This window comes from Enterobacter sp. JS8-1 (assembly GCF_049187015.1).
In the GTDB taxonomy this organism is placed as follows: Bacteria; Pseudomonadota; Gammaproteobacteria; order Enterobacterales; family Enterobacteriaceae; genus Enterobacter; species Enterobacter mori.
The window spans coordinates 4333143-4345478 of sequence record NZ_CP185805.1; the positions used below are offsets into that span (position 1 = coordinate 4333143).

General features: G+C 54.0%; 12 protein-coding genes. 6 read left to right on the forward strand and 6 right to left on the reverse strand.

Annotation, left to right across the window (positions count from 1 at the left end; all coding sequences use genetic code 11):
- Positions 1 to 20: 20 nt before the first annotated feature.
- From rng to csrD, 6 genes are all read right to left on the reverse strand, one after another.
- Positions 21 to 1490 (reverse strand): ribonuclease G, encoded by a 1470-nt coding sequence (gene rng / locus ACOQH0_RS20635; RefSeq protein WP_010436156.1) that lies wholly within the window; start codon positions 1488 to 1490, stop codon positions 21 to 23.
- Complete coding sequence (locus tag ACOQH0_RS20640; RefSeq protein ID WP_421511118.1) at positions 1480 to 2073, reverse strand: Maf family protein; 594 nt, start codon at positions 2071 to 2073, stop codon at positions 1480 to 1482. The genes rng and ACOQH0_RS20640 overlap by 11 nt, the downstream gene beginning before the upstream one ends.
- A 9-nt stretch (positions 2074 to 2082) precedes the next feature.
- Positions 2083 to 2571 (reverse strand): rod shape-determining protein MreD, encoded by a 489-nt coding sequence (gene mreD, locus ACOQH0_RS20645; protein WP_010436160.1) that lies wholly within the window; start codon positions 2569 to 2571, stop codon positions 2083 to 2085.
- Positions 2571 to 3575 carry a rod shape-determining protein MreC gene (mreC, locus tag ACOQH0_RS20650; protein WP_010436162.1) on the reverse strand — a complete coding sequence of 335 codons (1005 nt, stop codon included), beginning with the start codon at positions 3573 to 3575 and terminating at the stop codon, positions 2571 to 2573. The genes mreD and mreC overlap by 1 nt, the downstream gene beginning before the upstream one ends.
- A gap of 61 nt (positions 3576 to 3636) precedes the next feature.
- Complete coding sequence (gene mreB, locus ACOQH0_RS20655; RefSeq protein ID WP_000913396.1) at positions 3637 to 4680, reverse strand: rod shape-determining protein MreB; 1044 nt, start codon at positions 4678 to 4680, stop codon at positions 3637 to 3639.
- Positions 4681 to 4961: 281 nt separating this feature from the next.
- A complete protein-coding gene (gene csrD, locus ACOQH0_RS20660) occupies positions 4962 to 6902 on the reverse strand; it encodes an RNase E specificity factor CsrD (protein WP_421511119.1) in 1941 nt (646 codons plus the stop codon).
- 185 nt (positions 6903 to 7087) lie between these two features.
- On the opposite strand from csrD, the gene ACOQH0_RS20665 reads away from it, so the two are divergent.
- The 6 genes from ACOQH0_RS20665 (at position 7088) to accC (ending at position 12270) form a co-directional block, all read left to right on the forward strand.
- Complete coding sequence (locus tag ACOQH0_RS20665) at positions 7088 to 8062, forward strand: MDR family oxidoreductase (RefSeq protein WP_421511120.1); 975 nt, start codon at positions 7088 to 7090, stop codon at positions 8060 to 8062.
- Between the two features lie 77 nt (positions 8063 to 8139).
- Complete coding sequence (gene msrP, locus ACOQH0_RS20670; protein ID WP_421511121.1) at positions 8140 to 9141, forward strand: protein-methionine-sulfoxide reductase catalytic subunit MsrP; 1002 nt, start codon at positions 8140 to 8142, stop codon at positions 9139 to 9141.
- Positions 9142 to 9741: a protein-methionine-sulfoxide reductase heme-binding subunit MsrQ gene (gene msrQ, locus ACOQH0_RS20675; protein WP_126545360.1), complete on the forward strand. Its 600-nt coding sequence runs from the start codon at positions 9142 to 9144 to the stop codon at positions 9739 to 9741.
- Between the two features lie 233 nt (positions 9742 to 9974).
- Positions 9975 to 10427: a type II 3-dehydroquinate dehydratase gene (aroQ, locus tag ACOQH0_RS20680; RefSeq protein ID WP_421511122.1), complete on the forward strand. Its 453-nt coding sequence runs from the start codon at positions 9975 to 9977 to the stop codon at positions 10425 to 10427.
- Positions 10428 to 10448: 21 nt separating this feature from the next.
- On the forward strand, positions 10449 to 10910 hold the full coding sequence (gene accB, locus ACOQH0_RS20685) for an acetyl-CoA carboxylase biotin carboxyl carrier protein (protein WP_010436174.1): 462 nt from the start codon (positions 10449 to 10451) through the stop codon (positions 10908 to 10910).
- A 10-nt stretch (positions 10911 to 10920) separates the two neighbouring features.
- Positions 10921 to 12270 (forward strand): acetyl-CoA carboxylase biotin carboxylase subunit, encoded by a 1350-nt coding sequence (gene accC, locus ACOQH0_RS20690; RefSeq protein ID WP_010436177.1) that lies wholly within the window; start codon positions 10921 to 10923, stop codon positions 12268 to 12270.
- Positions 12271 to 12336 lie beyond the last annotated feature (66 nt).

Below are 12336 nucleotides of genomic sequence, written 5' to 3' on the forward strand. Positions count from 1 at the left end.
GTCTCGCAGCGAACTGCGGTTTACATCATCACGACGTCAAACTGCTCCTGGTTATAGAGCGGTTCGATTTGTACTTTTACCTGCTTGCCGACAAAGATTTCCACTTCCGCCAGCGCGTGCGACTCTTCGCCTTTCAGGGCTTCCGCCACCGCAGGGGAAGCATAGACCAGAAAACGGTCTGAGTCGTAGGCATGATGGACACGCACGATTTCTCGCATGATTTCATAACAGACGGTCTCAACCGTCTTTACCGTACCGCGTCCGTGGCAGGTTGGACACTCGTTACACAACACATGTTCCACGCTTTCGCGCGTCCGTTTCCGGGTCATTTCCACCAGACCCAGCTGAGAGAAGCCGTTGATGCTGGTTTTCACGCGATCTTTACTCAGTGCCTGCTCAAGCGAGTGCAGCACGCGACGGCGATGGTCTTCATTACTCATATCGATAAAGTCGATGATGATAATGCCGCCCAGATTGCGCAGACGAAGCTGGCGAGCAATGGCCTGCGTGGCTTCGATATTGGTGTTGAAGATGGTGTCATCCAGATTGCGATGGCCGACAAACGCCCCGGTGTTGATATCCACGGTCGTCATCGCTTCGGTCTGATCGATGATCAGATAGCCGCCGGATTTCAGCTCGACCTTACGCTCCAGCGCGCGCTGGATTTCGTTTTCGACATCATAGAGATCGAAAATCGGCTGGCGGCCGGAGTAATGCTCCAGCAGGCCCGGCATTTCCGGGATGTACTCGGCGGTAAACTCCAGCAGGGCTTCATAGGTCAAGCGAGAGTCCACGCGAATGCGGTCAAGCTGCGCGTCGGCGAAATCACGCAGAACACGCTGCGCGAGCGCCAGCTCACCGTACAGCTGATAGCGGGTCTGGTTGCGTTTTTTACGCTCCATCACTTTGGTCCAGACGCGCTTGAGGTAGGCCGCATCGGATGCCAGGTCTTCTTCGCTGATCCCTTCCGCGGCGGTACGGATGATAAATCCGCCCTGTTCGTCGCAGTAGGCGCTGACGACTTTTTTCAGACGTTCACGTTCGGTTTCGCTCTCAATACGTTGGGAAACCCCCACGTGCGATGCACCCGGCATAAAGACCAGGTAACGGGAAGGTAACGTGATGTCGGTGGTCAGGCGGGCACCTTTAGTACCCAGCGGATCTTTCACCACCTGCACCATCAGATCCTGGCCTTGACGTACCAGCTCGGAGATGTCGCGGACGGCAAACTGTTTTTGCTCTTCCCCTGCCACACACTCGGTGTGCGGCATGATGTCGGAAGCATGAAGAAATGCCGCCTTATCGAGCCCAATATCTACAAAAGCCGCCTGCATACCCGGTAGTACACGACTGACACGACCTTTGTAGATATTGCCTACGATTCCGCGTCGCGCTTCACGCTCAATATGAATTTCTTGAAGAATGCCACCATCAATGTAGGCCACACGGGTTTCCGAGGGCGTTACGTTTACCAACAATTCAGCCGTCATAATTATCCCTTCCCTCACGCAGTGAGTTAAAATTGCTCAGCAACTCATACGTTTCCACCAGCGGTAAGCCGACTACGGCGTGATAGCTGCCATTAATCTTCCTGACAAAACAGCCACCCAACCCTTGAATACCGTATGCACCTGCTTTATCCATCGGTTCACCGCTGGCAATGTAAGCGGCGATCTCGTCGTCGGTAAGCACTCTGAACGTCACGTCCGTCACGACCAGGCAATCCAGCACGTTTTGACTGTCCGCCAGCGCAACGGCCGTCATCACCTGATGCGTTTGCCCGGACATTTTACGTAGCATTCGCGCTGCATGGTCAGCGTCATGCGGTTTCTCCAGCACTTCACCGTTAAGGATAACGATGGTATCCGCCCCCAGAACCGGAAGGTCACGCGGCGTTTGCACCATGCCAGCCTGCGCTTTTTCACGCGCCAGACGGGAAACATACTGCTGGGCACTTTCCCCCTCAGCACGTTTCTCTTCAATACCCGTAACGATACGTTCAAAGGAGACGCCCAACTGAGTGAGCAACTCCTGACGACGCGGAGAACCAGAGGCAAGATAGATAGACGTCATAGAAACCTTTTACTGCACGGCAAACTGCTGGCGAATTTTACGCATCAGCAGGAACAGCCATGGCCAGAGCACACCGTTTACTACACTACTCCAGAACACTTCCGGTCGGAAAGAGACGTTGATCACTAAAAACTCTGCCCAGAAAACAACGATATCCGCAGCAAGTGACAACAACATCACCACCAGCGCCTGTTGCCAGAGCGCGAGGTTACGAAAGAGCTGGAATTTGAGTGCGACGAGGTACGCAATAATGCTCATGGATAACGCGCGTACGCCAAGCGTAGAGCCGCTAATGAGATCCAGTATGGCACCCATCACAAAACCTGTGCCCACATTTACGCGGTGCGGCAGGGCGAGGATCCAGTAGAGCAAAATGAGCAATACCCAGTTTGGCCGGAAAACGAGGATGTCGTCCGGCCAGGGCATGATTTGCAGCAACAATGCGATAAGAAATGAGAGCCAGATAACCCAGCGTCCCTGGCTACGATAACTTGCCACTACTGCCCTCCACCCGACACTTGAGGTGGCGGTGGCGGCTGCGTTAATCCCGTAGCAGGAGCCGGTACAGGCGCAGGCGGCCCCATCGCGTCTGGCGCAGGGAGAACCTGAGGCATCATCTGCATCAGACGCTCATTTGCCACGCGATGCACATCTTCAGGCGTCATCGGGTTGGCGCCGTTACGATCGGCCCCCCACAGCAGCAGCAGGTAGCGCAGACGCTGTAAACCGGCGGTCGGACGCGCCTGGATGACGGTATACGCACGTTGCGTATCCAGCTTCACGGAAGAGACAACCGCAACGGGATAGCCTTCAGGGAAGCGTCCGCCCAGACCTGACGTCACCAGCACGTCACCCACACGGATGTCCGTGTTGGCTGGCAGATGTTCGAGTTGCAGATCGTCCGTACAGCCGTTACCGGCCGCAATCACGCGAATGTCGTTACGCAGAACCTGAATCGGCAGCGCATGGGTGGCATCACAAATCAGCAGCACGCGGCTGGTCAGTTTGGCAACCGCCACGACCTGACCCACAACGCCTTTATCACTGATAACAGGCTGGCCTTCGTATACACCGTTGACGCTGCCTTTGTCGATCACCACCTGATCGCTGTAAGGATCGTTGACGGTAGAGATCACCTGCGTGACCATTTTCTGCTCATCCTGACGCAGCGGCGAGCCAAGCAGCTCGCGCAGACGCGCGTTTTCCTGCTTGTACTGTCCCAGCATCAGCAGTTCGCTGTTTTTCAGCAGCAGTTCCTGACGTAATGCCCGGTTTTCGAGTTCGAGTTGGTCGCGTGAAGACAGCGTTTGAGAAACGGAGTCGAGCAGTTCACGGGGACCATTTGATACAAAGTAGAAAGGACTGACGGCGGTATCCATGTACGTTCTGATCTGGCTGAACGTACCGAGGCGGCTATCGGCAATAATGACCCCAAGCGCAACCAGAACCGCCAGGATAAGGCGAAACTGTAGCGATGGGCCACGGCTAAAAATTGGCTTCATAGGCTATGCGTATTCTCGCGTCAGAGAGAAAGGGTAGCAATGCGCTACCCTTTCACAATGACTACTCTTCGCTGAACAAGTCGCCGCCGTGCATGTCGATCATTTCCAGCGCCTTGCCACCACCACGGGCTACGCAAGTCAGTGGATCTTCTGCAACTACGACAGGAATTCCTGTCTCTTCCATTAACAGGCGGTCGAGGTTACGCAGCAGCGCACCACCACCGGTCAGAACCATACCGCGCTCGGAGATATCGGACGCCAGCTCTGGCGGGCACTGTTCCAGCGCAACCATTACCGCGCTCACAATACCGGTCAGCGGCTCTTGCAACGCTTCCAGGATTTCGTTGGAGTTCAGGGTAAAGCCGCGTGGAACGCCTTCAGCCAGGTTACGACCGCGAACTTCGATTTCGCGAACTTCATCGCCTGGGTAAGCAGAACCGATTTCGTGCTTAATACGCTCTGCGGTGGCTTCACCAATCAGAGAGCCGTAGTTACGGCGCACGTAATTAATGATGGCTTCGTCGAAACGGTCACCACCGATACGCACGGAAGAGGAGTACACCACGCCGTTCAGGGAGATAACGGCCACTTCAGTGGTACCACCACCGATATCCACCACCATAGAACCGGTCGCTTCGGAAACAGGCAGACCCGCACCGATTGCCGCAGCCATTGGTTCTTCAATCAGGAACACTTCACGTGCACCGGCACCCTGTGCGGATTCACGGATTGCGCGACGTTCAACCTGAGTCGCGCCAACGGGCACACACACCAGCACACGCGGGCTTGGACGCATGAAGCTATTGCTGTGAACCTGCTTAATGAAGTGCTGAAGCATTTTTTCAGTCACGAAGAAGTCAGCGATAACGCCGTCTTTCATTGGGCGGATTGCGGCAATGTTGCCAGGGGTACGACCCAGCATCTGCTTCGCGTCATGACCCACTGCGGCCACGCTTTTTGGCGAGCCAGCACGATCCTGACGAATGGCCACAACAGAAGGCTCATTCAATACGATGCCTTGTCCTTTTACATAAATAAGGGTATTCGCGGTACCCAGGTCAATGGACAGGTCATTGGAAAACATGCCACGAAATTTTTTCAACATACTAAGGGATAATCCTGAAAGCTGGGGCGGAAAACAAAATCCGCTTACTTTACCAACCACACGCAGCAGCGACAAGGCGCAAAAATCATCTGCAGCGGTGAAAATTTGTGCAGTACGTTTCCTTTGTTACAAATGCATCCCCGGATTCCCTCAGGGCTGAGTAAACAGCAGCGTCCCTCATGTTCATTTGTAACCCGTTAAAGGTCGTTCACTGGCGTTTTGCTCGTCATACTCAAAGCTACAGGCGCGATATTCTACGTGAAAACAAATTAAACGGCAGGTCAAACAGAGTATCTTTGCAAATATTTTTTCACATTGGTGTCAAGCGGCTGAGAGGCGGCAAAAAAATCCCCCTGACCTCCTGTTACACCGCGCTCTGTCAACATCTGCCATTCACTTCGCGAACGCACGCCTGCGGCAAATACTTGTGTTTGCGTTCCTTTGCATGCTTCCACCAGACTCTGTACCAGCAGCTGGTTTTCCGTGCGCTTTTCGATATTCCTTACCAGACCTGGATGTAACTTTAATAACTCAACATCCAGCTCCTTGATCCAATGGGTACTGACCAGCGTTAAACCGGCCTGCGTGACCGCTACTCGCGCACCCAACGCATTGATCAAACGCACCACCGGACGCAACCGGCTGATGTGTTGACCTACATCCGCCTCAGCAAGTTCAAAAATAATGCGTTTGCGTTGCGATTTTTCGCATTGCATTAAAGTATCGCGCAGCCAGCGTTGAAAACGCGGGCGTATTAACGACTCTACGGTAACCTGTAATGCCAGGTTTTCTTCCGGCCAAAACGATAAAAACGGAATCACCCGGGTTATCTGCTGGCGGTCATACTCTTCGGATAATCCAAATTGCAGCACCATCGGCAGGTATTCAGCAGAAATAACCTCTTCCGAGCCATCAAAAATACGGCACATCAACTCGCGGTGGTGCACATTTCCATTTTTCAGGACCGCCGGTTTTTGATAGATCCGTGGCCCGCCACGACTGAGCATTTGCTCAATCAAAGTACGCCAGCGCACGTTCCCGCGTCCTTTTTCCGGCAGCGAATCGTCGTAAACCGCCCATCCGTTTGCGCCCTGCAAAACGGCGTTGCGGGTAGCGGCTTCCGCATGCTCCATCACCTGCTCAGTCGATTGCCCACCGCGCCAGGCACAGATCCCCATATGGACCATATCGTCTCTGTCGAGCATTTTGCTTTGCGGCAGCGCATCGACGGCTTTCAGTAGCTGGCTGGCAATACTTTCCGCCTCTTTCAACGTGCGGTGCGGCAATAACACGGCAAAGTCACTCCGGTGATAACGTGCCAGCAGCGCCCCCGGGTAGCGCATGATAAAAGTAGACAGGAGATTGATCAGCGTAAAGAGGTTCTCTTCCGCCACACGCTGTCCCCAGGTGTCGCGCAGCAGATCGAAATCAGGCAAGCGGACCATCATGACTACGCCGTGGGTACCCACCTTTTCGGAGTCATCCAACAACGTCGCCAGTTGATTATCAAAAAAGAGACGGTTATTCAGACCGGTTTTATTATCCTGTGCCGCGTAAGAGCGGATTAGCGTGTCCATGCGGCTACGCTGGTCGCTGGCGAACTGGATTTCTGAGAGCAACACATCCAGTGCGCTACTGGTGCGCGTCGGCCACTCATAGACCGAACCCCGCACCTGCGGGCCACGCTCGCCGTTCAGGATCCTTACTGAGCGTGTTTCAAGCAATTCTTGTCCGGCAAGCTGACGGCGCAACCAACGAACCGCCAGAAAAATAAGCAGCACGATAAAAGCAACAGCAATGGTGAGAGGCGCGGTGGTCATCAACGAGTGAAAATAGTTGGCCATCGGATCCTGATAGACCATGCGAATGGTCATACCCGGATGTTTAAGCGAATCGACCGTGACGACCCGATACTGACTGACCGTACCGGCTGGACGGTAGCTCCCCCGCCGGGTGTGACTGAAAACGGTCTGCTTTCCCTGGACGATATCGACCCGAACAATATCAACAGGCACCATCAGTTCATCCAGCTCTGGCGACAGTGCCGGGAATGAAGTTGTAATCAAACGCGTATCAATAACCGATGCAACCGACTCTACCCGATTAACCAGCTTGTCCTGGATGGCATTATAAAAACTTAAGGAGCAGCCAATCAGGGTGACAAAAATCGTTAACCCCGTTAGCAGGGTGATAAAAGCCGAGAACTTCGTCGTTAATCGCATCCTTGAGATTACTCCGTGGGTTGATGGGGTAGCGAGTAAGCGCTAACTTGCATTTGAGATGCGGCATACTACCAAATCGGGTGTATCTGGCAATTTATTGCGTTAAATCGGCATAGCGTTGCACTGAGCGAGTATAGTCTTCAGACGTTATTTTCCAATCATCTTAATCGTAATGGGGACCCTGTATGCAGGCTTTGATCTTAGAACAGCAGGACGGCAAAACGCTTGCCTCGGTGCAAGCCATTGAAGAGAGTCGACTGCCCGAAGGCGAAGTAACCGTCGATATCGACTGGTCCAGCTTAAATTACAAAGATGCACTGGCAATTACCGGTAAGGGTAAAATCATCCGAAATTTCCCGATGGTGCCAGGGATCGATTTTTCAGGCCGCGTGCATACCAGCGAAGATCCTCGCTTCCATGCGGGTCAGCAAGTACTGCTCACGGGCTGGGGCGTGGGAGAAAATCACTGGGGCGGACTGGCCTCACAAGCCCGCGTGAAAGGTGACTGGCTGGTACCGCTGCCAAACGGTCTGGATGGTCGCAAAGCGATGATCATCGGTACCGCAGGGTTTACCGCCATGCTGTGCGTGATGGCGCTGGAAGATGCTGGTATTCGTCCAGAGTCCGGTGAGATTGTCGTGACCGGTGCCAGCGGTGGCGTGGGTAGCACGGCGGTGACGCTGCTGCACAAGTTGGGGTATCAGGTTGCTGCCGTGTCTGGCCGCGAAAGCACCCATGACTATCTGCGTCAACTCGGTGCCAACCGAATTCTGGGCCGCGAAGAGTTTGCCGAAACCCGCCCGCTGGAAAAACAGATCTGGGCGGGAGCGGTGGATACCGTCGGTGACAAAGTCCTGGCGAAAGTGCTGGCGCAGATGAACTACGGCGGCTGCGTGGCGGCCTGTGGCCTGGCGGGCGGTTTTGCCCTGCCAACCACCGTGATGCCATTCATACTGCGTAACGTTCGCCTGCAAGGTGTAGATTCCGTGATGACCCCGTCTGCCCGTCGTGCAGAAGCCTGGGAACGTCTGGCGCGCGACCTCCCTGAATCATTCTATACACAGAGCGCCACCGAGATTACGCTCAGCCAGGCACCTGAATATGCCAGTAAAATCATGGATAACCAGTTCCACGGTCGTGCGCTGGTAAAAATTGCCTAATCTTCAATTTTTCGTGACATATTCGCGCTAACGCTTCTCCTCCGTCATGCTTAGAAAAACGCATGACGGAGGATGCCATGAAAAACCGAAAACTGACGGAAGCCGACGTAACGTCAGAATCTGTCTTTATGTTACAGCGCCGCCAGATCCTGAAAATGCTTGGCATCAGCGCCACTGCGCTGACCCTTACTCCTGCGGCTCATGCCGATCTGCTCGACTGGTTTAAAGGCAACGATCGTCCGAAAGCCCCTTCCGGTGCCCCACTCACCTTTACGAAACCGGCCGAATGGCAAAACAAACTGACGCTCACGCCGGAAGATAAAGTTACCGGCTATAACAACTTCTACGAATTTGGTCTGGATAAGGCCGATCCTGCCGCCAATGCAGGCAGCATGAAAACCGATCCGTGGACCCTGAAAATCGACGGTGAGGTAGCAAAGCCCATCACGCTGGATCATCACGACCTCACCACACGTTTTCCGCTCGAAGAACGTATCTATCGCATGCGCTGCGTAGAGGCCTGGTCGATGGTGGTGCCCTGGGTCGGCTTCCCGCTGCACAAGCTGCTGGCGCTGGTTGAACCCACCAGCAATGCAAAATACGTCTCCTTCCAGACGCGCTACGCCCCGGACGAGATGCCGGGCCAGAAGGATCGGTTCATCGGCGGCGGGCTTGAGTATCCTTATGTGGAGGGGCTACGCCTCGACGAAGCCATGCATCCGCTCACCCTGCTGACCGTTGGGGTTTACGGCAAAGCGCTTCCACCGCAAAACGGCGCGCCTGTTCGCCTGACCGTACCGTGGAAATACGGTTTTAAGGGGATTAAATCTATCGTCAGCATTAAGCTTACCCGCGAACGTCCGCCGACCACCTGGAACCTGGCGGCCCCCGGCGAGTACGGTTTTTTTGCTAACGTGAACCCCCACGTTGACCATCCGCGCTGGTCGCAGGCCACCGAGCGGTTTATCGGCTCTGGCGGCGCATTGGATGTGAAGCGTCAGCCTACACTGCTGTTTAACGGCTATGCGGATGAAGTGGCGTCGCTCTATCGCGGGCTGAGTTTACGGGAGAACTTCTGAGTGCGTTTAACCGTTAAGCATATAACCTGGCTCAAAGTGTTATTGCACCTGGCCGGGCTGCTTCCTTTTATCTGGCTGTTCTGGGCGGTCAGTCACGGCGCATTCAGCGCCGATCCAGCGAAAGATATTCAACATTTTACCGGTAGGATGGCTCTGAAATTTTTACTGGCAACCTTGCTGATATCGCCGCTGGCACGCTACGCTAAACAGCCACTTTTGATACGCACCCGTCGGCTGCTGGGGTTATGGTGTTTTGCCTGGGCGACGCTGCACCTCACCAGCTACGCGCTTCTGGAGTTGGGCATTAATAATCTGGCACTGTTAGGCCGCGAACTGGTTACGCGCCCGTATTTGACGCTGGGGATCGTCAGCTGGCTGGTGTTGCTGGCATTAGCGCTGACCTCCACGCAATATGCCCAGCGAAAACTGGGCAGGCGCTGGCAACTCTTGCATAACTTCGTCTATCTTGTCGCGATCCTCGCGCCCATCCACTACCTGTGGTCAGTGAAGATTTTATCACCGCAGCCGGTCATCTATGCCCTGCTGGCACTGGCGCTTTTAGCGTGGCGTTACAAGAAGTTCCGCCAGTGGTTGCGATAGTTCGTGAAACTGTGCGTTTTCCCGCAGATTACTTATCGACCGTGAATCTTTTTTCGATAGCGGTTGATAATCTTCCCTGATAAGACCAGTATTTAGCTGCCAAATGCTACGAAATCGTTATAATGTGCGACTTTGGTTTTCCTGATGGAGTTTTCAGACTCTGATTAGGTGACAATCGCGCATCGAAGGTATATTTTGTTTTTTACCGGAAATTCGCAGGAGATAGCGGCACAATGGCGGATAAATTCCAGATCTTAGTTTTGAACGGACCGAACCTGAACATGCTCGGCACCCGTGAGCCAGAGAAGTACGGCACGCTAACATTGAGTGAAATTGTTAACCGTCTGATGACGGAAGCAGCTTTGCTGAATGTCGATTTGGACCATTTTCAGTCAAATGCGGAGTACGCAATCATCGACCGTATTCATCAGGCTAAAGACAATGTGGACTATATCCTGATCAATCCGGCCGCGTTTACGCACACCAGTGTAGCTATTCGCGACGCACTGCTCGCGGTGAGTATCCCGTTTATCGAGATCCACCTGAGTAACGTGCACGCCCGAGAGCCGTTCCGCCACCATTCCTATCTGTCAGATATCGCTGCTGGCGTGATCTGTGGTCTGGGTGCAGACGGTTATTCATACGCTTTACAGACAGCGGTAAAACGCTTGTCACAATCAAACTAAACAAGAGTACGGAACCCACTCATGGATATTCGTAAGATTAAAAAACTGATCGAGCTGGTTGAAGAATCAGGCATCTCCGAACTGGAAATTTCTGAAGGCGAAGAGTCTGTACGCATCAGCCGTGCAGCCCCAGCCGCTAGCTTCCCGGTAATGCAGCAAGCTTATGCTGCGCCAGTGCAGCAGCCTGCGCTTTCCGCAGCCGTTGCGCCAGCCGCAGAAGCCGCACCTGCAGCAGCTGCAGAAATCAGTGGTCACATCGTACGTTCCCCAATGGTTGGTACTTTCTACCGCACCCCGAGCCCGGACGCGAAGGCGTTCATCGAAGTGGGTCAGAAAGTCAACGTAGGCGATACCCTGTGCATCGTTGAAGCGATGAAAATGATGAACCAGATCGAAGCTGACAAGTCAGGTACTGTGAAAGCGATTCTGGTCGAAAGTGGTCAGCCGGTAGAATTTGACGAGCCGCTGGTCGTCATCGAGTAACGAGGCGAACATGCTGGATAAAATTGTTATCGCCAACCGTGGCGAGATTGCATTGCGTATTCTTCGTGCCTGTAAAGAACTGGGCATCAAGACCGTGGCCGTGCACTCAAGCGCGGATCGCGATTTAAAACACGTATTGCTGGCGGATGAGACGGTCTGTATTGGCCCGGCTCCGTCCGTAAAAAGCTATCTGAACATCCCGGCTATCATCAGCGCCGCTGAAATCACCGGCGCGGTGGCAATTCATCCGGGTTACGGCTTCCTCTCTGAGAACGCCAACTTTGCTGAGCAGGTTGAACGCTCTGGCTTTATCTTCATCGGCCCGAAAGCCGACACCATTCGCCTGATGGGCGACAAAGTGTCTGCAATCACCGCCATGAAAAAAGCCGGTGTTCCAACCGTACCCGGCTCTGACGGCCCTCTGACCGACGACATGGATGCTAACCGTGCTCATGCTAAACGCATTGGCTACCCGGTTATCATCAAGGCGTCCGGCGGCGGCGGCGGTCGCGGTATGCGCGTTGTGCGCAGCGATGCTGAACTGGCTCAGTCCATCTCCATGACCAAAGCAGAAGCGAAAGCCGCTTTCAGCAATGACATGGTGTACATGGAAAAATACCTGGAAAACCCACGCCACATCGAAATTCAGGTGCTGGCTGACGGTCAGGGTAACGCCATCTATCTGGCAGAACGTGACTGCTCCATGCAGCGTCGTCACCAGAAAGTGGTCGAAGAAGCGCCAGCACCGGGCATTACCCCGGAACTGCGTCGCTACATCGGCGAGCGTTGCTCTAAAGCGTGTGTCGATATCGGCTATCGCGGTGCAGGTACCTTTGAGTTCCTGTTCGAAAACGGCGAGTTCTATTTCATCGAAATGAACACCCGTATTCAGGTTGAACACCCTGTGACAGAAATGATCACCGGCGTTGACCTGATCAAAGAACAGCTGCGTATCGCAGCCGGTCAGCCTCTGTCCATCAAACAGGAAGAAGTTGTGGTGAAAGGCCATGCGGTGGAATGCCGTATCAACGCCGAAGACCCGAATACCTTCCTGCCAAGCCCGGGTAAAATCACGCGTTTCCACGCGCCGGGTGGCTTTGGTGTGCGTTGGGAATCTCATATCTACGCCGGTTACACCGTACCGCCGTACTATGACTCAATGATCGGTAAGCTTATCTGCTACGGCGAAAACCGTGACGTGGCGATTGCCCGCATGAAGAACGCCCTGCAGGAGCTGATCATCGACGGTATCAAAACCAACGTCGATCTGCAGATGCGCATCATGAGCGACGAGCACTTCCAGAATGGTGGGACTAACATCCACTATCTTGAGAAGAAACTCGGTCTGCACGAGAAGTAAGACTGCAGCAACGCGAAAAGGCCGGATTATCCGGCCTTTTTTATTTCTGGGGATCGCCAGGCCCCA

Bases quoted from the DNA above. Each gene is read 5' to 3' on its own strand.
- rng (WP_010436156.1), bottom strand. From the start codon at position 1,490: ATGACGGCTGAATTGTTGGTAAACGTAACGCCCTCGGAAACCCGTGTG.
- ACOQH0_RS20640 (WP_421511118.1), bottom strand. From the start codon at position 2,073: ATGACGTCTATCTATCTTGCCTCTGGTTCTCCGCGTCGTCAGGAGTTG.
- mreC (WP_010436162.1), bottom strand. From the start codon at position 3,575: ATGAAGCCAATTTTTAGCCGTGGCCCATCGCTACAGTTTCGCCTTATC.
- mreB (WP_000913396.1), bottom strand. From the start codon at position 4,680: ATGTTGAAAAAATTTCGTGGCATGTTTTCCAATGACCTGTCCATTGAC.
- csrD (WP_421511119.1), bottom strand. From the start codon at position 6,902: ATGCGATTAACGACGAAGTTCTCGGCTTTTATCACCCTGCTAACGGGG.
- ACOQH0_RS20665 (WP_421511120.1), top strand. From the start codon at position 7,088: ATGCAGGCTTTGATCTTAGAACAGCAGGACGGCAAAACGCTTGCCTCG.
- msrP (WP_421511121.1), top strand. From the start codon at position 8,140: ATGAAAAACCGAAAACTGACGGAAGCCGACGTAACGTCAGAATCTGTC.
- aroQ (WP_421511122.1), top strand. From the start codon at position 9,975: ATGGCGGATAAATTCCAGATCTTAGTTTTGAACGGACCGAACCTGAAC.
- accB (WP_010436174.1), top strand. From the start codon at position 10,449: ATGGATATTCGTAAGATTAAAAAACTGATCGAGCTGGTTGAAGAATCA.
- accC (WP_010436177.1), top strand. From the start codon at position 10,921: ATGCTGGATAAAATTGTTATCGCCAACCGTGGCGAGATTGCATTGCGT.